Source organism: Sideroxydans lithotrophicus ES-1 (assembly GCF_000025705.1).
Classification (GTDB): domain Bacteria; phylum Pseudomonadota; class Gammaproteobacteria; order Burkholderiales; family Gallionellaceae; genus Sideroxyarcus; species Sideroxyarcus lithotrophicus.
Genome location: NC_013959.1, coordinates 360001 through 381854, shown reverse-complemented (window position 1 = coordinate 381854; position 21854 = coordinate 360001). Strand labels below are relative to the sequence as shown.

The window sequence follows — 21854 nt, the reverse complement described above, 5'->3', positions numbered from 1 at the left end:
TAACCGACCACCCAGTGCCGGGCAACCGACGGAGCCCTACGGAACGAGCCTTTGCAGTCAGTCATCGCGACCGACGATCAGTATTGCCGAAAAGATCAGACTCAATACCGCGCCGATCGCGACGGTGGAACCGATGGCATTCAACACCGGCGATTGCGAGAACGACAGCAGACCGAAACCGAGCATGGTCGACATATTGGCGAACAGCAGCGAAGTGACAGTGCGTTCGCGGTCTTGCGGCGATGTGCAGCGCCGGTCGAAGAACAGCGCATAGTTGGAGCCGACCGCCACCGCCAGCAGCAAGCCGATCAGGTGGAAGATGGACAGGTTGTGGCCGGCAAGCACCAGGCCCGCCGTCACCACTATCACCGCGGCTGCCAACGGCAACAACACCTGTAGCACGCGACGCGGCGAGCGCAAACTGATGAACAGCAGGGCCGCGATCGCCAGCACACCAAGCATGGCGTTCTTGGCCGCCTCATGACGGTAAGCGCGGAACATCTGCTCCGATTCCTGCTTCATGTCGAGCAGCACGAACGATGTCTCGGTCGCGTGCCGTATCCCCTGCTCCAGGCCTGCCGGATCTTTCACGCCGCGCAGCGGCAACATCAACGACCATTTGCCGTCGCGGCGCACCAGGAAGCTATCCAGCTTCAGGCCGAGGTTGCTGCCTTGCATCGCAGCGCGATCCAGCAACGGTTGCTGTTTCGCCGCAGCGATCTCCTGCGCGAACGGCGCAAACACCGCGCTGCGGAACGGCAGGCCGTGCAAGGCGGCATCCAGGTTGCGACTGGCCGTGGGCCCATCCGGCAGGGAATTCTGGCGTGCCTGTTGCACCGCACGGCTGGGCAGCGGCGGCATGTCGAAGCCTGCCAGCATCCCCTGCCCGACCAGCTTGCTCATGACGACCGCAATCGCCTCGCCCTGCTGCAATACGTTCTCCTGGTCGCTGTCGCTCAGCACCAGCATGTAGCGCACATCCGGTGCCCCCATGTCGCGGCGCAGTTGCTCATCCAGCGCCAGCGATTCTTTCGGCACCGGACTCATGCTCGACAGACTGTCGTTCCAGATCGAGTTGCGTTGCGCCAGCAGGAACACCGCGGCCGCCGCCGTCGCCGCAAGCAACAGCAGGCGCGCGCGCGGCGCACGGCGCACCAGCGACATCAGCATGCTGCTGAAACGCGTGGAGGCATGCACCGAGAATCCTTGCGGCAACAGTTGCGGCAGCACCCAGCGCGTGGTGCTGACGGCGCCGATCAAACCGGCGATGGAGAACAGGCCGAGCTGGGCCAGCCCGGTGAAACCGGAGAACAGCATGGCACTGAATCCGCAGATCGAGAGCAGCACGCCCACGCGCAGCGTCGGCCAGATGCGCGACAGGGTGTTTTGCGGCGTGTCGTGCTGTTCGATCTGGGTGAACAGATAGATGGCGTAATCCACGCCCTCGCCGATGAGCGTGACGCCGAAGCCGAGCGTGATGCCGTGCACGCTGCCGAACCCCAGGCTCACTGCCGCGACCCCGGCCAGCGCGCCGGTTGCCACCGGGAACAGCCCGAGCGCCAGCACGCGCGGCGAGCGGTAGAGCAGCAGCAGCATGCTCGACACCAGCAAGGTGGCGATGAGCGAGAGCCGCCAGGCATCATCGCGGATCGAAGCGCGCGACTCGACCGAGAACACGCCGGGGCCGGTCATGCGCATCTGCGCCGATGCCGCCGCCGGAACCGCTTTGCGTGCATTCTCGAACGCGCCCTGGATCGCCCGCATGGCGCGTTCCTGCGCGTCGATGTCGTTGCCAGCACCTTGGGTATGCGCCAGCAACATGGCACGCGTGCCGTCGCGCGAGAACCAGACATCGTCCTGCATCGCGGGATGCGCTTCGCCCTGCATCTGTTCCAGCAAATGGATCAGCTCTCCGCTGGGGTCCTTGGGCAACACGCGTTGTGCCATGCCGCTCATCGGCGTGCCCAGCAGATCGAGATAGCCGGACAGGCTCTCCTTTAAACCCGCCGCTGTAAAACGCTGCGGCGTCACCGCATCGCTGAGCAGATAACGGTTGTGCCACAACAACTCGAAATCCTTTTCCATGCCCGTCTGCTCGCCGTTGTTCACGGCGGCCAGTTCCGCAGACGTGCGCAGCGCTGCCGCCATGTCCTTGCTGAGCTGCGCCAGCACCGGCGGCGGCGCACCGTCCACGCCGATCAGGATGAGCCGCGACACCACGCCGTCGCGCAGCTGGTCGACCATCAGTTTTTGCGTGGGGGTCGGGTTGCGCGGCATGAAGGCGGACATGTCGGCGGTGAAATGGGTGCGGCTGATGACCAGCACACAGGCCGCGACGAACATCAGCCAGACGATCACTGCATTATGACCGCGAAATCTCACGGCGCTTCCTCGATCACCTTCATCATCGAATGGTCGGCATTCGATTCGAATGTTTCGATGCCGGTCACACGGTTGCCGCGCCCGGTGATGACGATCTGGCGCACCACTGCGCGCGTCTTTTGCTCAAGCGGCAGCAGTTGCATGCGCCACTTTGCGGCGTCGCCCTCGAGTTCGATCTGGTAGAAGCGCTCCAGCGTAGGCAGGTCGCCCGCCAGAGTGGAGCGGATGCTCTCGACGAATGCCCACACCGCCGGATATTCCTGCAGCACCAGCGTACGCTTGATGTTGCGCGACTCGTTGTCGATGGTGAGCACCCCCTGGTCGAGCACCAGATTCTCGACCCTGGGGATGAGCGTGTGCTTCTCCAGGTGACCGGGAGCCTGAAACGACAAGGTACCGGAAGACTCCAACGGCTTGTTCAGCACGCTCATATATTTCTTCTCCACGAACTTGCCTCGCGAGGTCTGCACCTGTGCCAGGCTTTGCATCAGTTGCGGCAATCCCCAGGCGTTCGATTCCGCATGGCCGACAACCGGCGCCAGGTACAACAATATGAACAGGAGCCGCATCATGTTTTCCAGAAGTCGTAGAAATTGAACCAGTTGTACGGCGCGGCAAGGCAGAAATGTTCGAGGCGGGCCACATAGCGCTGCTGAGCCTGCCGGATCAATTCGTTGCGCGGAAGTTCGGAGTGGCTCATGTCCATCAGCTCTTCGAAATACAGGTCATAGCGGTTGCCGCCGCGATACACGCCCGCCATCAGCAGCACCGGACACTTCAGCATGTAAGCCATGCGCAACGGCCCATTGGGAAACCTCGCCGGTTCGCCGAGGAAATCGCAGGTCACGCTGGCAGCGCCCAGTTCCAATCCCCTGTCGGCGAGGATGCCGATGAATTCCCCGCGCTGCAGCGCCTGCTCCACCTTGAGCATGGAATCCACCTTGCCCAGCCCGATCACTTGTTGCGTCAGCTGCGGATTGATCGCCTGCAACACCGAGTTGAGCTTGCGCGCGTTCTCTTCGTACATCACTACACTGGCAGGCGGCCCCTTGATCTCGTCGGCATAGGCACGCGTGATCTCGAAGCTGCCGAAATGCGCCCCCAGCAGGATGCAGCCCTGTTTCCTGACGATCATCGCCTGCGCGGCATCGTCCAGGTGCGCATGGACATCGAACTTGTCGAAACGGCCATTGAGCAGGAACACCCTGTCCAGTATGGTCGAGGCAAAGGTATGGATGTGGCGGAAACCATCGCCGAGGCGCGGTTCATGCCCCAGCACCTTGCGCAGATACTTCTTCGAGGCGGCACGCGCCTCGCCGGCGAACAGCATGAAATACAGGCAGATCGGATACAGGAACAGGCGTGCGACACGGCGCCCGAGGGTAAGCGCGACCCAGACGATGAAGCGGATCGCCAGTGTATTGCTGCGCTCGGGCCTGGCCACCCATCCCGGCGCGCTCTTCTCCTCGATTCCGTCACGCACTCGCAACTATGCCCCCCGACAAGACTTTGGTTCCGGCAACTGTACACTGGAACTCGATCGTCCCCTGCGCCGAACGCTCATATTCGATCTCGACCGTGTCGCCCGGGCGCGCCGGATGCAGGAACTTCGCCGCCTTGACGTTGCACGCAGAAAACGATTTCCCCTCCGACTGTTCGATACGGCGCAGCACCTCGGCCAGCAACAGCGCACCGGGAATGATCGGGTTGCCCGGGAAGTGTCCGGCGCCGGTCGGGTGGTTCGCCGCGATCTGCAACGTGAGCTTGTTCATCGCCGCTGTGCACACTGCTGTTGCAGCCGCAGCAGCGACTCGCGCGTCAGCTTGCCGGTCGAATTGCGCGGCAACTCATCGACGAAATACAGCGGCCGCGGCAGGAACACGACATCGACACTGTTGCGCAAGGCGCTCAGGATGTCCTCGCCGCTCAGCTGCGGCGCCACCACAAAGGCCAGCGGGCGAGTCACCGTTCCGTCGTCATCGTCGGGCATCAGGAAGACGCCATCCTGCACGCCCGCTATCGAATTCAGGTGATGATTGAGGCTGGCCAGCGAGGTGCGTTTGCCTGCGATGTTCACCATGTCTGCCGTGCGCCCGTGCAACAGGAACGAGCCGTCGGCGTTGCGCTCGATCACATCGCTCAGCTGCGCCTCGATCTCGACATGCCCTCCGCTCACCCGGCAACCATCCCGGTCCTGGCGCATGCCGACCCCGGGCAGCAGATGCCAGGCCGCACCCTGCGTCGTACGGCGGCTTGCCGCCATGCCGGACTCGGTGCAGCCGTAGATCTCATAGAGCGGCGCGGCAAAACGCGCCTCGGCCTCGCTCGCCAGCTGTGGCGCAAGATGCGCCGTCGCACACAGCACGAATTCGACAGATGGAAGTTCGGTTGCACCGGACAACAACGTGCGCAGATGCACCGGCGTGGTGACCAGGCAACGCGGCTGCGGCAAGGCGGCAAGCTGCGCAACGATGTCGGCCGGGTAGAACGGCCGCTCGCCCACCAGCGCCAGCCCGTTCTGCATGGCGATCAGCATGCATGATTCCAGGCCGTACATGTGCTGCGCCGGAACCGTGCCCAGCACTGCCATGCCGGAATCGCGCACGATGCCCAGCGCCGCAGCTTCTGCGACCGCACCATTGCACAGGCTGCCCCACGATTTCGGGTGTTCGACCGGTTCGCCGGTGGAGCCGGAAGTGAACACCAATGCCGCCCGGTGCTCGGTCGGGATCGCCGGAACTGCAAACATGGAGTCGTCCCGTGCGACCATGGACGGATAGTGCACGACCTCGACCCCCTGAAAATCCACCTCGCCATCGGCAAGGCAATACATGGCCGGGTAGCGCCGTCCCAGGCGCTCGACAAAGCTGGGCGTGTAATTGGGCGGCAACAGGCTGGTCTGCCGGCGCAGCAGCGCTGCCGCAAAACCGACCGCGAAGCGATAGCGGTCGCTGCACAGGTTCAGGATGTAGCGCTTGTCTGGCAGGGCTCCTGCCAGTTGCGCGGCATGCTGCAGGAATTGCGCAGCGCTGACGGGCACCCCTTCGCGATAGGCGAACACGCGGTCGGGATCGTCGTGGGAAAAAAGCTGGATCGCTGACATGGACAGTAAGTGCTTAGCGCTCGCTATCTGCTTTCCTGGGTACGGCAAAATCCTTGCTGTACACCTCGATCACCTTCATGATGGAAGTTCGCGGATGGTCGGGGAAACGTGCCGTACGATAGGCCTTTTCGGCAACGAACATGAGCATCAGCAAGGGCAGGTTCAGCACGTTGATGAAGAACGACCACGCGGCGAGCGTCGCGAAGACATACAGCAACAATGAGATGATCACTTGCAGGGCAAAATAGATGCACCAGGCGATGGTGACCTGGCGCGTATAGACGACGATCTCCGGCTCCAGCTCGCCGTTGATATGGCGCGATATCTGGAAGACCAGCGGCTCCCGACCGCGCAGCAATGTGCGCCCGAACAGCCAGAGCAGGAACAGGTTGAGTACGGCGTGCGACAGCCCGTTCACCGCCAGCAAGCCTATGCGCTCATGGTTCCCGGTCACCACATAGTAAACCGCAGCGGCAAACACCAGCGCCAGCAGCGGCCACCACGCCTTGCCGAACATGCGAAACACCACCCAGGATGCGACTGCCAGCAGCGGAGCGAACACGAGCAGCAGTTGCGAGACATCCACCTCTTCCTTGAGGATGAACGCGTGCAGCACGATGGGGTAGCCGATGAACGCCAGCATGAGGATCATCTTGCCCAGACGCCCCATGTCACACGCCCCTGAAGCGCATGCCCGGCAAGGTTGCATGGTCTGCGGAATGTCGGCTCAAGGCACGCACAGCACTATATGAAACGTCTTGTTCTGGCATCGATTTCTCTATTGAACTGCAAGGCATATGCCTGCTGGTTTTTACGCCGGCATTCTACCTCGAATCCCGCTGCCGCGCCCCGCTCGCTTGCCCCCGCTCATTTTCATGCGCGCCATGTCGGGATTTCAGTTAGCATCCATGCACTGAACATCAACGCTGCAGCATGACCATGACCACTCGATCCAGCAATCCATCGGACGAAATCGTCCACGCACCACACCCTCCTCTCACCGAATATTATGATAGCGAGGAAGACCGTCGTAACTGGGTCGGCGAGCAGTTCAACAAGACCGCATCCGATTATGACCGCATGGAGCGGATCCTTGGTCTGGGCACAGGCTCGATCTATCGCCGCACGATACTTGGTCGCGCCGGACTGAAGCCGGGCATGCACGTGCTGGACGTCGGCATGGGCACCGGCCTGGTAGCCAAGCAGGCCGTCCGGATCCTGGGCGATGCGAGCAAGGTCACCGGCCTCGATCCCAGCGCGGGCATGATCCGCAATGCCAAGCTGCCAGCCGGCGTCACCGTGGTCGAAGGCCGCGCCGAGCTGATCCCGCTACCGGATGCCCGATACGATTTCCTGAGCATGGGTTACTCCCTGCGCCATGTGTCGGATCTGTCGGTCGCATTCGCCGAATTCCATCGGGTGCTCAAACCGGGCGGCAAGGTGTGCATCCTGGAGATCACGCCTCCCCAAGGCAAGATCGCCACTGCGCTACTCAAGGGGTATTGCAAATACGCAGTGCCCACGCTGGCAAAACTCATCGCCAGCAACAGGGACACTGCGCTGTTGTGGCGCTACTACTGGGATACCATCGAAGCCTGTGCCGCACCCGAGAACGTCCTGCGCACGCTGGAAAGCGCAGGTTTCGTCAACGTGCGCCGCACTGTTGATCTCGGGATCTTCTCGACTTACCTGGCGGACAAACCGCTGTAATTTGCAGAGTGGGCACGCTGAGGTGCCCACGCGGTTTCAATCAGATTCAACACCAACACCGTCGGGGGTAGCCCGACAACTAGTCACTTTTTCTTGCTTCGCCAAAAAAAAGTAACCAAAAAGAAGGCGGCCCCAGCGCGCCGCCCCTGCGGGGTTCCCTCCGTTGCTCGACCAGACAGGCCTCCTCATAAACTCGCACGACCCGCTGCGCGGTCACGTGCTCAAACATATTCGTCGGACTGCCCCTGTCTGGTCTGCGCTACTCGGCGGCGCACAGGGGATGGAAAGTCAAAACCCAAAACCACAGCGTGGGCACTTCGTACCCACGCTGCTTGGCTGTGTTAGCCACCCTTGCGGTGGCAAATCCCCATGCCGACTAACGTATGCAAGCATTAATTCAGCTTGAATGAGTAAATCCATACTCTTGCTGCGCTCCAGCTTGAGGCGTTCTACAACTACCGACACGGCGGCATCGACAGAGCGACGAATTGCAATAGTTTGAGCATCAGTCAACGGGCCAGGAATCTCAACCGAGGAAGTCTGAAGAGAAACATCCTCATAAATAGTCTTCCAGTGCTCTTTGATTGCTGGAAGGCTATTCTCAATCACCGCTTCATTGAAGAAAGTGCCAACGCAGGACTTCCGAATTGTGTCCTCATAGAAAGCCCACTCTCTTTCATATGTGCATGGAAACTTGATAACGTTGCCCATAGGCAGCTCTCCCTATCGAGATATCTGAGTTAAATATAAACACTTCTGCTTGCTTTGAATATGGTGGGCAGCTTGCTGCCCACCATTCGGTTTTGATTTGTCACTTCCCCCTGTGCGCCGCCTCGATATTTCGCAAACAAGCGGAGGTTTAGGCGAGCACTGTTTGAGCTCCACGGTGGGGCACGTTTTGTGTGCCCCGCTAGGGCAAGTTGCGCAGCCCCGCTTGTTTGTGAAATATCGAGGGAACCCCGAAGGGGCGGCGCGCTGGGGGCGCCCTCTTTTGGTTACTTTTCTCGGCAAGACGAGAAAAGTGACTAGCTGTCGGGCTACCCCCGACGGTGTTGGTTTTAAGATAAGTGGAAATACAACGAGTGTCCCCTCACCCTAACCCTCTCCCTGGGGGGAGAGGGGATGGCAAAACGATCAGGCAATCGCCCGCTTCAACGCCTGAAAGAATTCCTTCTCCTGCTCGGCCTGGCCATGCAGCATCTCGGCCAGTCGCTTCGGCTCGAACGGTTCACGTCCTTTGATCATGCGCGCCGCCTTCAGGGCGAATTCGCGCCAGCCGTCGCCGATCTCGTTCATGCGTTCCGACAGCACCGCCAACTCTGCGATACCCGTGACCTGTGCCGCTTCCTGCAGGAACGCGGCATAGAGGAATCGAAATCCCGCCCCGCCGGTGCCGATCTCCTCCTGCATGCGCACGATGTGGCCCGCATAGTTGAGGCTGAGTTTCTCCCCGGGGTCGAGCTTCGCCACCCTGTTGGCCAGCATGCGGATGCCGCGCACCCCGACGATCGGGACGGGGCCCAGCATGGTGCGCACGGTCTTCCTGATCGCGCGAATGACGGCCTCCGCCGTCACCGTGGTCTGGCCGATGGATTCCGGGTAATACAACAACCCCTTGGGTGCCATCAATCCGGTGGCGAAACGTGCACGCTGCAAGGCATCGCTTGCGCAGCGCTGCGGATCCTCGGCGACCGGATCGCTGATCAGGTAGTCGTCCCCTTCCTTGCCATATACGATCAGGTTATGTGCGTTGAAATGGAAGCGCATGTCCTCGGGGAAATACGGCAGCCAGAAGGCCGAGGTCTGCACGCCGACCACTCTGTCTTGTGCCAACAACTCATCCAGTCGCCGCGTGCCCGTTGCCGGATCGCGGAACGTCTCGAAGTGGAAGCGCATCTTGAACGGTTTGACCATGCCCTTGAGGATGTGTCTGGGCGGCATGCGGTAGGCGATCAGCGGGAAACCGGCGAACTTCACGAACGGCAGGTAGGCGAACGCCATCGCTGCCGACAGGCCGAACGCCATCGCTTCGGAGATCGGCACGCCATGATGGGTCAGCATCGAGGCGGCGACACCGCTTTCGCAGTGGGCGGCATGGCGGTGCCGGAATTTTTCGTTAACGATATTCATGGCAGTTTTTTTAACTGGTCGACCGTGATGCCCATCACCCAGGCGTAGTTCTGAAGAACCTTCGCGGGCAGCCTGGCGAACCTTTCGGGGTTGAAGTGACGGCGGATACGCCATTGCCAGTAACCGGTTACCTGCGAGAGCTGCGGCAGATCCAGCCGCTGTGCATACATCCAGTATTCCAGCGGCGAAGTCTTGCCTGCCTGCACCCGCGTCCTGGCTTGTTCGGTCTGTTCCCTGATCAGGTCCAGCGCCTGCAGGGTGACGGTCTCGTCCACTTCACCGCCGCGCGACGGCACGATCACGATGCGCCCGTCCTTGTCGCGCGCATACATCGCGCGCCGATACCCGCCCATGGTGCGATTGCCTTCCTGCGGTACGTCGTTCACATCCATCAGACCGCTTCCATGAAGATGAAACCGCTGGAGAAGCGCCCGCTCTCCGGGATGTACATCAGCAGTTTGTGGCCCTTCTTGATGCGCCCGGAATGGAACAGCTCGTCCAGCATGATGTAGGGCGAGGCGGAACCGGTGTTGCCTTTTTCGATCAGGTTGGTGAACCAGTTGGCGCGCGGGATGTTCAGGCCCGCCTCGGCCACACCAGCCGCGACCAGTTCGGCAAAATACTTTGACGAATAGTGCGGCAGGAACCAGTCTATCGTCTGCGCGGCGAGATCGTGCTTCCTGATCAATTCGCGCAGGGGATCGGTCAGCGTGGCGCGGATGACATTCTCGTTCAGCAGTTTCACGTCCTGCTTCACCGTGAACACCGAGCGCGTGGCCCAGTCCTGCGGCGAGAACTGCTGCCATCCGGTCAGGCTATCGTCGGCATTCTTCTCGGCTCCGGAATACATGCAGGCCGGAAGTTCATGCGCAGCCGACGACAGTTCCACCCATTCCACCTTCAGGCTCAGCGGGCCGCTCGGTCTGCTTTCCAGCAATACCGCACCGGCTCCGTCGGACAGCATCCAGCGCAGGAAATCCTTTTCAAAGGCGATCTCGGGGCGCTCTTCCAGCTCTTTCACCTTGTGCTCGGCCTCGGCTGCGAAGTTGCGTGCATGCAAACCGACCGAGGCCAGCTCGGAAGCGACAGCCACGGCACGTTGCGCATCCCCGGCACGCACTGCCAGCCAGGCATGCTTGAACGCCGCCGCGCCCGCCACGCAGATGCCCGCCAGCGACACCACTTCCAGGCGCGGCCAGCCCAAAGCACCATGCACCATCACGCCATGCCCCGGCATCAATTGGTCCGGGCGCGAGGTGGCGGTCGCCAGACAATCCACATGTCCGACTTCCCCCAGATTCCTGACCGCCGCGGCAGCCATCTCGGCATTTGACATGATCGGCAGCCCGGTGACGCGATCAAGCGCGTAGTAACGATGCTGGATGCCGTTGTTGCGCAGCACGATGCGACGGGCCTTGGAGGGCTTGCCGCCGACCATGCCGAGCACGCTTTCCATCTCGTCGTTGCCGACCGGCTCAAGCGGCAGGAATGACGCGGTGCGCGTCAGAAACACATCAGTGCTCATACAGGTGCATCCTCTCCGCGCCCGCCCCCGATGGCAGGTCGAAGCGTTGTTTCAATGCCGCGAAACGCCGCCGCATGAGCGGGCGCAACAGCGACTGGACGAGCAGGCTCAATGGCACTACGGTCAGGATCAGGGCGATCAGGAACACCACATACAGGACCAGGAACGGATAGCGGCGAAATTGGCCAGGCGCGCCGACCACGCGCAACAGCTTGCCCCACACATAGAAGCTGCGTGTCGCAGCCTTTTCGCTCACCAGCAGGTGCGGATCGGAATCCACTGCTTTCAGGCCGGAGAGCAGCGGCGCATTGCCGCGCTCTTCGTTGTTGAGCAGGGCATCGCGTAGCGCATATCCAAAGCGGCTAGCCGCCTCGATGCTTGCCGCATCCACGCCAGCTGGCGGCAGTATCTTGAGCAAGTCTTTCTTGCCGCTCAGCAGCCACAGCGGCGTAGTCCAAAGACTGGCCATGGTCGGGCTGGGGTCGACCAGCACGACGTTGTCGAGCAGACGGGCTCCGTAACCATCGAGTAGCGTCTTCATCTTTTCCTGTGCCAGCATCCACATGTTGCGGCAGGCGATCACCGTGACTACCGGTTTCCCGGCCAACAGTTTGCTGGCCAGCGGATATTTTAGGAATGCGGTGACCGGTTGCGACGGCGCCAGGAACCAGACCTGGTAGGGCAGGATCACCAGGTCGAACTCCTCCGCTCCGGTCAGCGACAGCGGCTGCAGCTGCGGCGGAACCATGTGCGCCGACTCCGGAAAGGCATCGAGGAAACTGAAGAATCCCCACGGGAAAGGGAATGGCTTGACCGGACGAAGCGTCTCGACATGCACACCGATGCGCTCGTCTTGCTCCAGCGGGGCAAGGATGCGTCGGGTGATCTCGGTCAACTGCCCGGTCTGCGAATAACTCAGTACCAATACGCGTTTGATCGGGAGGGAGGTCGATGCTTCGGTAATGTTCAATACAGCCACGCAACTAGTTGGGATGATCAAAAAACTCGGCGGATTCTACCATTCCACCCCCCTCGCACCAAGGTTAAGACTTGCCTGGCCTGCCAGTCTGACCTGCATTCCCTTGTCTGCCAGACGCACATGGCTGACATGCGGGGAAAGCAGCGATTCCGCGGCTGCTTCGACATATCCTTCTATTGCATCATGGCTTGGCTGCAATCGCAGCCAGCGGGTCTCGCCGCCGGCCATCTCATCCACCCAGCCCAGCAGCATCCCGTCATTACCCGCTTGCGCGGCAGCCAGGCGCAATAATGCCTCTGGTTTGGCGCCCGCCACAAAACAGGCCTGACCTTGCCAGTGCAGCTGTGCCGCCAGCAACGCCAGCGACTGGTTTGGCTGCGTCTGCAGGAACGCCAGCGGCATGGGCAAGTCTTCGCGCAACTGATCGAGGACGATGCCTGTCGCCGTATAGGTACCGCGCCGGCTTGCCAGCCAAAGCTGCGCATCCTGCGGCAAGGTCTTTTCCCCGGCATCGGCCATACAACACAATGCGCCATACAGTCCCAGTTCCGCCCATGTGCCGATGCGGCGCGGCTTTGTGCCGAGCATCTGCGCCAATTGTTCGCGCCAATCCGCAGGTGGCGGAGTGGCGATGCAGCGGCCGCTGATGGCAAATGTCTTCATGCCCGCTCCAACGCCACGGTCGCATGGCTGCCGCCGAAGCCCAATATCGTCGCCATGAGCCGCTTCACCGACGCCGGCATGTGCGCGGCAAGTTCTATGCCCAGCTCGCCATCTGCGGCATCTGGATACTTCGGCCACACATCCTGCTCCAGGCAGGCGGTGAGCAACGCGATCTCGGCAGCTCCGGATGCGCCCATGGTGTGCCCGATCGCGGCTTTGAGCGAGACCAGTGCGGGCGACGTTTGAAATGCTATGCGCAGCCCCTGGGCCTCGATCGCATCATTGCCCGGACTGCCCGCGGCCTGGACCTTGATCAAGTCGATCGCATCCGCCGTCAGGCCGCTCGCTGCCAAGGCACGTTGGTACATGCTTGCCACCGCTGCTGCCGAGGCACCGGTAGGCTGGCTTCCATCCACCACGCTCGCGCCGCCCAGCAATTTCCATTGTGCGGTTTCACGCGAGGATAAACGCAGCGCAGCAACGGACTCTCCCAGTACCAGACCGTCGCGATCCATGCCGAAGGGTTTGCTGCTGTTGCGCGACAGTAACTGCAGGGCCGCAAAGCCGCCCAGCGTGAGCCGATTGTCCAGCTCCATGCCCAGCACCAGCGCCTCTGCCGCTTCGCCTGCGCCCAGCAGTGCATGCGCGGCGATCAATGCGTTGATACTGGAGGTACAGGCAGTGCTGATCACGTACACCGGCCCGGACCAGTCCAGCCAGGCGGCGATCTTGCCGGCGAATGCGCCGTAATCCAGCTGAGCTTCTCCCTGCTCCACGGCGCCGATGTCGAATGAAGAGGTGGCGATGAATAGCGCCCCGCTGCGAATCCGTTGCGCGCCGGCCTCAGCAGCGACGCGTTGCACAAGCGTGCGCGCGCGTTCGTTGAAGTCGTCCTGTTCGCGGGGAATGCTGTAATAGGGAAAGGCGCCACCCATCGCACCGGGCAATAAGCGGGATGCCGCTGCGACGCCACCCGAGCGCAGCGCTGTCAGCGAGCTCTCGATATCCAATCCCAGGGCACAGGCGAGGCCGCGACCGGAAAGATAGACCGGCTTCATGATGACCGGTGTTTATGCAGGTGTTCGGCCAGCGCCAGCAGCGAGGTCAGCGCACGGCGCGTGTCTTTGCTGTCCGGCATGCGCACACCGTACCTCTTCTGGATCGCCATGGATATCTGCAGCGCATCCAGCGAATCGAGTTCCAGCCTGGATTCGGGACCGAACCACGGTTCGTCGTCGCGCAGGCCGCCGGCGGGCTCATCCTTGTCTACCGCGGCAAGAATGAGTGCCTTGAGTTCGGTGCGAAAGGCGATGTCGTTATCGTTCATGGGATCAGGAACGCCCGCCGGATGGCGGACGCATGGATCATTTGGCGCGATGTTGCTGGATGTGGTCGTTCAGATTGCGCAGCGAACTGAATATCTTGCTGTTGTCCGCATCGTCGGACTTGAGTTGCACGCCGTAGGTCTTGGAGATCGCCAGCGACAGTTCGAGGATGTCGATGGAGTCCAGCCCCAGGCCTTCGCCATATAGCGGAGCTTCCGGTTCGATCTGGTCTGCGGAGACCTCGAGATTGAGTGAGGTAACGATGAGTTGTGCCAACTCTTTTTCTTGTGCACTTGCTGCCATGATGCTCCCTGTCGTTTATTACATCGGGCGCATTTTACCTCATTCGCTGCGCGGGCTTTAAATCATCGCGCCGTTGATGGAGATGATCTGGCCCGAGATATAGGCCGCTTTTTCGGAGGCGATGAAAGCGACAAGGTCGGCGACTTCTTCCGGCCTGCCAGCCCGTCCGGCCGGCACCAGGCGCTTGATGGCATCCTTGTCGAACACGTTCTCGGTCATGGCCGATTCGATGATGCCGGGAGCGATCGCATTCACGGTGATGCCGCGGCTGGCCACTTCCAGTGCCAGCGACTTGGTAGCGCCATGCAGCCCGGCCTTGGCTGCCGCGTAGTTGGTCTGACCGCGGTTGCCGGCGATGGCGGCGACCGAGGAGATGTTGATGATGCGTCCCCAGCGCTTGCCTATCATCGGCAACAGCAGCGGCTGCGTCACGTTGAAGAAACCGTTGAGCGAGACGTCGATCACCTTGTGCCATTGTTGTGCGCTCATGCCCGGCAGCACCGCATCGTCATGGATGCCGGCGTTGTTCACCAGTATCTGTATCGCACCGTCCGCCAGGACCGTCTGCAGCGCGCTTTGCGCCTGCTCTGCATTCGCCACGTCGAAGGCGACGGCTTGTGCGCTGCCCCCTGCATCCTCGATTCCGGCGACGATCTCCTCCGCTCGCTGCAATGAGTTGTTGGCATGCACGTAGACGTGATAACCGAGTTGCGCGAGTTTGCGGCAGATCTCCGCACCGATGCCGCCGCTGCCGCCCGTCACCAATGCGCGTTTCATAAACCTGCCTTGTCTGCATCCAGCACCACCGTGGCGCGTCCGCTCATGATCCCGGCCGTTCCTGCATGGATATCGAACCGGTAGATGACGCGCGCTTCGTCGCCCATCATCCTCTCTGCATCGATGATGAGGTCATCGCCGAGGTCATCCAGGCGCATCACGTGGCAAGAAACGTCGCGTAGCGCAGCCAGGTAACCCGCACGCGGCTTGCGGTCGGATTTCGCATCCCATGCGCCATGTACCGCCATCGCCTGCGCCGCATATTCGATGCCGCACAGGGCAAGCAGCGCATCGCCGGAACGCAGGGGATTGTTTGCGTCGCGATGTGTACTGCTGATACAGCGGATGCGTTGCGCATCGCATTCCAGCACGCCATCGAGCAGGCACATGCTGCCGGCGTGCGGGATGACGCTGGCGATCGCAGCCTTGTCCGCTAGCATGGCGACACTCGGATATCGAGATGATTGTCGTCGAGGTAGGCGATGCTGATTTGCGCCGGTTTTCCGCCAGCCAATGCAGCCAGCAACGGCAAACCGCGTGCTGCCGGAATGCCGCGGCGCAACGCTTCCAGTCCGGCGTCCTTCATCGTGGTCTCGGTAGTTTTGCCGAGCACGAAATCCACTTCGAGCGCGGCCAGGGAGCGCTCGGTTTGCTGCGGGGTCAATAGCAGCGCCATCCCGAACGCCGCCGCGATCGGGCGCACCGCGTGCAGCGGCTCCGGGTAGGGATGGTCGTACGCGATCAGCGCAACGACAGCGCCATCCACCGCCACCTGTGTCGCTGACTCCAGCAGTCCTGCCGCAAAACTCGCATCGTATGCGCACAGGCTGGTGGAGGGTTCATGCGAACCGGCTGCGATGCACCAGTATCCCGCTGCGGCGTTGTGCACGGAATTATGGAAGCGGGTAGGCGACACTTCGCGCGGCGCGGTCGCCAATATGCCGTTGATGGCATGCACGTTGTCGTTGTCGCCGCCGGAAGAAGTGAACACCGTGGATGCTTTGCTGGTATCGCGTTGCGACTGCAGAAACGCTTCCTGTCCGACAGCCAGCGCCAGCTTGATCGGCACACCGGCACGGCGCCGTTCCGCTGCGGGCAGCATGTCGCTTGCGCGCAGGTTTGTCGGCGCCGCCAGATAATCTGCATCACCGGCCAGGACTGCCCGGCCGGCAACCCAGCCATCCAGTCCGGGGCCGAGCAACCCGATGCCCTCGATGTAACAGCGCATCATGTCCGCCTCCCCAGCACAAGGCTGCAGTTGCTGCCGCCAAAACCGAATGAGTTGCTCAGCACGCGATCGATCTTCCCTTCGCCATTTTCGATCCGGTAGTTGATCATGATGTTCGGATCGAGCTGCTGGGTATTGACGCTTCCGGGCACGAAGCCGTGCTCGACCGCCAGCATGGCGATGATCGCCTCGGTGATCCCGGCGGCTCCCAGCTGATGTCCCGTCCATCCCTTGGTCGAACTGCACGGCACTTTCGTGCCGAACACCTCCGCAACCGCTTTGCCTTCGCTGGCATCGTTGGATTTGGTCGCAGTACCGTGCAGGTTGATGTAATCGATGTCGCTCGCCTTGAGTCCGGCTGAATCAAGTGCGCGCTGCATCGCCAGTTTTGCGCCCAGCCCTTCCGGATGCGGTGTGGACATGTGATAGGCGTCTGCGCTCTCGCCCACACCCAGCAGGAGCATCGCGTCTGCAGAATTTTCTGCCGTTGCGCGTTCCAGAAGCACGAACCCTGCACCTTCCCCTACCGAGATGCCATCGCGGTCTGCGTCGTACGGACGGCAAGGGAAGCGCGACACCAGCCCCAGTGAATTGAAGCCGTATAGCGTACTCAGGCACAGGCTGTCGACGCCGCCAACGACGGCCGCATCGCACACTCCCGCCGCCATCATCCGCACCGCATTGGCGAATACCTTGGCACTGGAAGAACATGCCGATGACACCACAAAAGAAGGACCGCCCAGCCCGAGGTATCGCGTGACGAAACTTGCAAGGGAATAGGAATTCTGCGTCTCGGCATAATGAAAATCCGGCGGCAATGCGCCGGTTTGCGGATCCAGGCGGCGATAGGCCAGCTCTGTCTGCAATATCCCCGAGGTGCTGGTTCCAAGGAACACGCCGATACGCCCTGCAGAATATTTTTTCTTGGCCGCTTCGACCGCGGTGGAAAATCCGTCCTGTTCCAGACCCAACTGGGCAAGGCGATTGTTGCGGCAGTCGTATGCGTCTAGATCTGGACGCATGCGACAGGCTTCTATCGTTTCCACCTTGGCGATATAAGTCTCCAGGTCGACATCCTCGAACGCGCACGGGATCAGGCCGGAACGGCGCTTGCGCAGGGCATCCATCGTTGCCGACAGGCCCAGGCCGAGGCTGTTCGCAATTGAGAGGTGGCTGATGACTAAGGGTTGCAAGTTAGGAAGCCGCTAAATTATTTTGAGAAGCACGAGCCATGCTGCCCGGATTCTAGCACAGCCCAAAATGGCGAAAGATCAGTCCTTCATCACCAGCGGTGTCTGCGTATTGCGGATGGTCTTGTATGCCTGGTAATTCCAGGAGAATGAAATGCCGGTACTGAACAGGCTGCGGGTGTTGCGGAAGGTCCGCACTCCGCGCTTGAGCGAGGACTTGAACGAGGATACTTCGGCATACGCCTCCAGCAAGCCCTCGTATGCCTCGGTTGGCGTCATGCCATTCATCCTGAAGACCGGCTCGAAGATGGTGTAATGCCGCCAGTCGTTCGGATAGTCGGTCAATAGCAGACGATTCTCTTCCACCATCTGCCTGTAGAACGCGGTTCCCGGCAACGGCGTTTCGAGCGACATCTGTACGGCATCGATTTCGTTTTCCAGTACAAAATCGATGGTGCGCCGGAACGCATCCCGGTTTTGCCCTTCCGTTCCAAAGATAAAACAGCCGACGATGGCGATGCCGTGATCGTGCAGTTTCTTGATCGCATCACGGAAATTCCGGGTATTGGGGCGCAGATTCACCGATTTGTGCATGGAGTCTATCGTTGCCGGGTCCAGCGATTCGAAGCCGATCAGCAATCCCTTGCAACCGCTGCGCTGCGCGGCTTTTAGCACATCGTCGTGCTCGACGATGTTGAGGCAGGTCTGTCCGCCCCATTCCTTGTTACAGTCCTGCATCCGGTCGAACAAATCCTTCGCGCGCCTGATGAAACGCGGCCCCTGGCCGACGATATTGTCGTCCACGATGAAGATGCGCTTGGACTTGATGGAGTTGATCTCGTCGATCACGCTGTCGATGTTGCGCACGCGGTAACGTGAACCGTTGAAGGCGGTGACCGAACAGAAATTGCAGTTGATCGGGCAGCCGCGGCCTGTCTGCACGGTCTCGACGAAGTACTTCCCTTTCAGCAGGTCGCGGCGCGGCGCCAGCAGGTTCTCGACATCTGGCAATTCGCACGTTCGGTACACGCTTTGCATCTGTCCGCGCTCGAAATCTTCAAGCAGCTTCGGCCAGATGTTTTCGCCTTCGCCGACCACCACCGCATCCGCATAACGCAATGCCTCGTCCGTCATGTATGAGACATGTATCCCTCCCATCACGACCGGAATCCCGCGCGCACGAAAACGCGTAGCGATCTCGTAGGCGCGCGGCGCCAACGGTGTCATGCATGTAATCCCGACCAGATCGACTTGTGCATCCAGATCAAGGTCTTCCATGGCTTCATCGACGATACACACGTCGTAATGCTCTGGCGTATAGCGGGCGATGATGGACAGATTAAGCGGGGGGAGCGCCAATACCTTGATGTTGGAATGCAGGCTGCCCTTGTATGCAGGGTTGATGAGGAGGATCTTCTTCACGCACGCTTCCTTCTGATGTTTGCTGCCCGGCGAGCTTTATGCCGCGACCATGCATCAAAGCATATCAGAAATCCTGCTTTCTTCTGGATGGCGCATGCAGGCATTTCAAACGCACCAATCCCCCCAAGTATTCACCTTGGGATTTTTATTGGTAAAGAGTCTGACGATGCCCTGTTTTGGCTCCGGCCACTCATTGGGACTTAACATTCGCTACGTTCATGTTGACCTGCGCCGCAACACACACCTGCGGCACGTGTTGTCAGAACCTCAAGCAGGTCTTCTTTCGAGCCCCCAAAGCAAAAGACCACGCCTTTTGGGCGGAGTCTTTTGCTTTGTAAGGAGTCTGACGATGACCTACTTTGACTCCCACGTAACTTGCTGCGCAAGTTAGTCTCCACCACAACGAGCCAAACAGCGGCTCGTTGTCACTGCGTTCAAGAAGATCGATTTTCAAACGCCACAAACAACAAAGCCCTCACGAGGAGGGCTTTGTTGTTTGTAAGGAGTCTGACGATGACCTACTTTCACATGCGGATGCACACTATCATTGGCGCGAAGTCGTTTCACTGTCCTGTTCGAGATGGGAAGGAGTGGGGCCAACTTGCTATGGTCGTCAGACATAACTGTTATCAATCGCTGAAGCTGGTTTAGAGTTCCAGCGCTTGATGTAATTTTGGAAGAAGTAAAAAAGTGGTCTTGATTGCTGCGAGCGTTACTACTTGCAACTGACCTAATGTTATAGGATCAAGCCGCACGGGCAATTAGTATCGGTTAGCTTAACGCATTACTGCGCTTCCACACCCGACCTATCAACGTGGTAGTCTTCCACGACCCTTCAGGGAGATCGAATCTCCAGGGAAGTCTCATCTTGAGGCGAGTTTCCCGCTTAGATGCTTTCAGCGGTTATCTCTTCCGTATATAGCTACCCGGCTATGCCACTGGCGTGACAACCGGTACACCAGAGATACGTCCACTCCGGTCCTCTCGTACTAGGAGCAGGTCCCCTCAAACTTCCAGCGCCCAAGGCAGATAGGGACCAAACTGTCTCACGACGTTTTAAACCCAGCTCACGTACCACTTTAAATGGCGAACAGCCATACCCTTGGGACCGGCTACAGCCCCAGGATGTGATGAGCCGACATCGAGGTGCCAAACTCCCCGTCGATATGAACTCTTGGGAGGAATCAGCCTGTTATCCCCAGAGTACCTTTTATCCGTTGAGCGATGGCCCTTCCATACAGAACCACCGGATCACTATGACCTGCTTTCGCACCTGCTCGACTTGTCAGTCTCGCAGTTAAGCATCCTTTTGCCATTGCACTATCAGTACGATGTCCGACCGTACCTAGGATACCTTCGTACTCCTCCGTTACAATTTGGGAGGAGACCGCCCCAGTCAAACTGCCTACCATGCAATGTCCCCAATCCGGATTACGGATCTAGGTTAGAACCTCGAACACACCAGGCTGGTATTTCAACGTCGGCTCCACGATGTCTGGCGACACCGCTTCAAAGCCTCCCAGCTATCCTACACAGGTCTATTCAAAATCCAATGCAAAGCTACAGTAAAGGTTCATGGGGTCTTTCCGTCTAGCCTCGGGGAGATTGCATCTTCACAAACATTTCAACTTCGCTGAGTCCCGGGTGGAGACAGTGTGGCCATCGTTACGCCATTCGTGCAGGTCGGAACTTACCCGACAAGGAATTTCGCTACCTTAGGACCGTTATAGTTACGGCCGCCGTTTACTGGGACTTCAATCAAGAGCTTGCACCCCATCATTTAATCTTCCAGCACCGGGCAGGCGTCACACTCTATACGTCCACTTTCGTGTTTGCAGAGTGCTGTGTTTTTATTAAACAGTCGCAGCCACCATTTCACTGCAACCCCATCGAGCTTCGAGAGCAAGTCTCTACACTCTAGCGGGGCGCACCTTTTCCCGAAGTTACGGTGCTAATTTGCCGAGTTCCTTCACCCGAGTTCTCTCAAGCGCCTTAGAATTCTCATCCTGCCCACCTGTGTCGGTTTGCGGTACGGTCCCAATGCAACTGAAGCTTAGTGGCTTTTCTTGGAAGCTTGGTATCAGCAACTTCGCGCCCGAAGGCACTCGTCATCACGCCTCAGGATTGACCTCCCGGATTTGCCTAAGAGATCTCCCTACACGCTTAAACCAGGACATCCAACACCTGGCTCGCTTAACCTTCTCCGTCCCCACATCGCATTGCATTGAGGTACAGGAATATTAACCTGTTTCCCATCGACTACGCATTTCTGCCTCGCCTTAGGGGCCGACTCACCCTGCGCCGATGAACGTTGCGCAGGAAACCTTGGGCTTTCGGCGAGGGAGCCTTTCACTCCCTTTATCGCTACTCATGTCAGCATTCGCACTTCTGATACCTCCAGCATCCGTTACCAGACACCTTCGCAGGCCTACAGAACGCTCTCCTACCATATGTACAAGTACATATCCGCGATTTCGGTGCATAGTTTGAGCCCCGTTACATCTTCCGCGCAGGACGACTCGATCAGTGAGCTATTACGCTTTCTTTAAATGATGGCTGCTTCTAAGCCAACATCCTGACTGTTTTAGCCTTCCCACTTCGTTTTCCACTTAACTATGTCTTGGGGACCTTAATCGGCGGTCTGGGTTGTTTCCCTTTTGACACCGGACGTTAGCACCCGGTGTCTGTCTCCCATGCTCGCACTTCTCGGTATTCGGAGTTTGCAATGGTTTGGTAATCAGCAATAGACCCCTAGCCATGACAGTGCTCTACCCCCGAGAGTGATACATGAGGCACTACCTAAATAGTTTTCGGAGAGAACCAGCTATTTCCAAGTTTGTTTAGCCTTTCACCCCTATCCACAGCTCATCCCCTAGTTTTTCAACACTAGTGGGTTCGGACCTCCAGTGAGTGTTACCCCACCTTCATCCTGGCCATGGATAGATCACTTGGTTTCGGGTCTACGCCCAGCAACTATCGCCCTTATCAGACTCGGTTTCCCTACGCCTCCCCTATTCGGTTAAGCTCGCTACTGAACGTAAGTCGCTGACCCATTATACAAAAGGTACGCAGTCACGGAACAAGTCCGCTCCCACTGTTTGTATGCATACGATTTCA

21 protein-coding genes and 2 rRNA genes (1 of these 23 running past the window's edge) are annotated in these 21854 nt (G+C 59.7%); 1 reads left to right on the top strand and 22 read right to left on the bottom strand.

The window, feature by feature from the left end; genetic code table 11:
• Nucleotides 1–57 precede the first annotated feature (57 nt).
• The 6 genes from SLIT_RS01840 to SLIT_RS01815 are packed head-to-tail and all read right to left on the bottom strand — an operon-like array spanning nucleotide 58 to nucleotide 6155.
• Nucleotides 58–2382, bottom strand: coding sequence for an MMPL family transporter (locus SLIT_RS01840; RefSeq protein WP_013028509.1), 2325 nt, complete (start codon nucleotides 2380–2382; stop codon nucleotides 58–60).
• On the bottom strand, nucleotides 2379–2954 hold the full coding sequence (locus SLIT_RS01835; RefSeq protein ID WP_150102916.1) for a LolA-related protein: 576 nt from the start codon (nucleotides 2952–2954) through the stop codon (nucleotides 2379–2381). The genes SLIT_RS01840 and SLIT_RS01835 overlap by 4 nt, the downstream gene beginning before the upstream one ends.
• Complete coding sequence (locus tag SLIT_RS01830; protein ID WP_013028507.1) at nucleotides 2951–3865, bottom strand: lysophospholipid acyltransferase family protein; 915 nt, start codon at nucleotides 3863–3865, stop codon at nucleotides 2951–2953. Before SLIT_RS01830 ends, SLIT_RS01835 begins: the two co-directional genes overlap by 4 nt.
• Nucleotides 3858–4154 carry a 3-hydroxyacyl-ACP dehydratase FabZ family protein gene (locus tag SLIT_RS01825; RefSeq protein WP_013028506.1) on the bottom strand — a complete coding sequence of 99 codons (297 nt, stop codon included), beginning with the start codon at nucleotides 4152–4154 and terminating at the stop codon, nucleotides 3858–3860. Before SLIT_RS01825 ends, SLIT_RS01830 begins: the two co-directional genes overlap by 8 nt.
• The gene (locus tag SLIT_RS01820; protein WP_013028505.1) at nucleotides 4151–5485 is read right to left on the bottom strand and encodes an AMP-binding protein; all 1335 of its coding nucleotides are present in this window, start codon (nucleotides 5483–5485) and stop codon (nucleotides 4151–4153) included. The genes SLIT_RS01825 and SLIT_RS01820 overlap by 4 nt, the downstream gene beginning before the upstream one ends.
• A 13-nt stretch (nucleotides 5486–5498) precedes the next feature.
• On the bottom strand, nucleotides 5499–6155 hold the full coding sequence (locus SLIT_RS01815; protein ID WP_013028504.1) for a COG4648 family protein: 657 nt from the start codon (nucleotides 6153–6155) through the stop codon (nucleotides 5499–5501).
• Nucleotides 6156–6424: 269 nt separating this feature from the next.
• On the opposite strand from SLIT_RS01815, the gene SLIT_RS01810 reads away from it, so the two are divergent.
• Complete coding sequence (locus SLIT_RS01810) at nucleotides 6425–7195, top strand: class I SAM-dependent methyltransferase (protein ID WP_041420959.1); 771 nt, start codon at nucleotides 6425–6427, stop codon at nucleotides 7193–7195.
• A 288-nt stretch (nucleotides 7196–7483) separates the two neighbouring features.
• Here the strand turns inward: SLIT_RS01810 and SLIT_RS01805 are convergent, their stop codons facing one another.
• The 16 genes from SLIT_RS01805 to SLIT_RS01730 form a co-directional block, all read right to left on the bottom strand.
• Nucleotides 7484–7906: a hypothetical protein gene (locus tag SLIT_RS01805; protein WP_041420725.1), complete on the bottom strand. Its 423-nt coding sequence runs from the start codon at nucleotides 7904–7906 to the stop codon at nucleotides 7484–7486.
• Between the two features lie 423 nt (nucleotides 7907–8329).
• Nucleotides 8330–9325 carry a BtrH-related acyltransferase DarH gene (gene darH / locus SLIT_RS01800; protein WP_013028502.1) on the bottom strand — a complete coding sequence of 332 codons (996 nt, stop codon included), beginning with the start codon at nucleotides 9323–9325 and terminating at the stop codon, nucleotides 8330–8332.
• Complete coding sequence (locus SLIT_RS01795) at nucleotides 9322–9717, bottom strand: DarG family dialkylresorcinol biosynthesis protein (protein WP_013028501.1); 396 nt, start codon at nucleotides 9715–9717, stop codon at nucleotides 9322–9324. Before SLIT_RS01795 ends, darH begins: the two co-directional genes overlap by 4 nt.
• On the bottom strand, nucleotides 9717–10850 hold the full coding sequence (locus SLIT_RS01790; protein ID WP_013028500.1) for a beta-ketoacyl-ACP synthase III: 1134 nt from the start codon (nucleotides 10848–10850) through the stop codon (nucleotides 9717–9719). The genes SLIT_RS01795 and SLIT_RS01790 overlap by 1 nt, the downstream gene beginning before the upstream one ends.
• Nucleotides 10840–11829, bottom strand: coding sequence for a hypothetical protein (locus SLIT_RS01785; RefSeq protein WP_013028499.1), 990 nt, complete (start codon nucleotides 11827–11829; stop codon nucleotides 10840–10842). The genes SLIT_RS01790 and SLIT_RS01785 overlap by 11 nt, the downstream gene beginning before the upstream one ends.
• Before the next feature lie 36 nt (nucleotides 11830–11865).
• Complete coding sequence (locus tag SLIT_RS01780; protein WP_013028498.1) at nucleotides 11866–12492, bottom strand: hypothetical protein; 627 nt, start codon at nucleotides 12490–12492, stop codon at nucleotides 11866–11868.
• Nucleotides 12489–13550 (bottom strand): beta-ketoacyl synthase N-terminal-like domain-containing protein, encoded by a 1062-nt coding sequence (locus SLIT_RS01775; RefSeq protein WP_013028497.1) that lies wholly within the window; start codon nucleotides 13548–13550, stop codon nucleotides 12489–12491. The genes SLIT_RS01780 and SLIT_RS01775 overlap by 4 nt, the downstream gene beginning before the upstream one ends.
• Entirely contained in the window at nucleotides 13547–13819 is a 273-nt protein-coding gene (locus SLIT_RS01770; RefSeq protein WP_013028496.1) for a phosphopantetheine-binding protein, read from the bottom strand. Before SLIT_RS01770 ends, SLIT_RS01775 begins: the two co-directional genes overlap by 4 nt.
• Before the next feature lie 37 nt (nucleotides 13820–13856).
• Nucleotides 13857–14120, bottom strand: coding sequence for a phosphopantetheine-binding protein (locus SLIT_RS01765; protein WP_013028495.1), 264 nt, complete (start codon nucleotides 14118–14120; stop codon nucleotides 13857–13859).
• Between the two features lie 57 nt (nucleotides 14121–14177).
• A complete protein-coding gene (fabG, locus tag SLIT_RS01760; protein ID WP_013028494.1) occupies nucleotides 14178–14897 on the bottom strand; it encodes a 3-oxoacyl-ACP reductase FabG in 720 nt (239 codons plus the stop codon).
• Complete coding sequence (locus tag SLIT_RS01755) at nucleotides 14894–15337, bottom strand: hotdog family protein (protein ID WP_013028493.1); 444 nt, start codon at nucleotides 15335–15337, stop codon at nucleotides 14894–14896. Before SLIT_RS01755 ends, fabG begins: the two co-directional genes overlap by 4 nt.
• The gene (locus tag SLIT_RS01750; RefSeq protein WP_013028492.1) at nucleotides 15331–16128 is read right to left on the bottom strand and encodes a beta-ketoacyl synthase chain length factor; all 798 of its coding nucleotides are present in this window, start codon (nucleotides 16126–16128) and stop codon (nucleotides 15331–15333) included. Before SLIT_RS01750 ends, SLIT_RS01755 begins: the two co-directional genes overlap by 7 nt.
• Entirely contained in the window at nucleotides 16125–17318 is a 1194-nt protein-coding gene (locus tag SLIT_RS01745) for a beta-ketoacyl-[acyl-carrier-protein] synthase family protein (RefSeq protein WP_013028491.1), read from the bottom strand. Before SLIT_RS01745 ends, SLIT_RS01750 begins: the two co-directional genes overlap by 4 nt.
• Before the next feature lie 78 nt (nucleotides 17319–17396).
• Nucleotides 17397–18737: a B12-binding domain-containing radical SAM protein gene (locus SLIT_RS01740; protein WP_013028490.1), complete on the bottom strand. Its 1341-nt coding sequence runs from the start codon at nucleotides 18735–18737 to the stop codon at nucleotides 17397–17399.
• A 505-nt stretch (nucleotides 18738–19242) separates the two neighbouring features.
• Nucleotides 19243–19355: ribosomal RNA gene (rrf, locus tag SLIT_RS01735) — 5S ribosomal RNA — on the bottom strand.
• A 122-nt stretch (nucleotides 19356–19477) separates the two neighbouring features.
• Nucleotides 19478–21854 (bottom strand): 23S ribosomal RNA (locus SLIT_RS01730) (it continues 508 nt past the right edge of the window).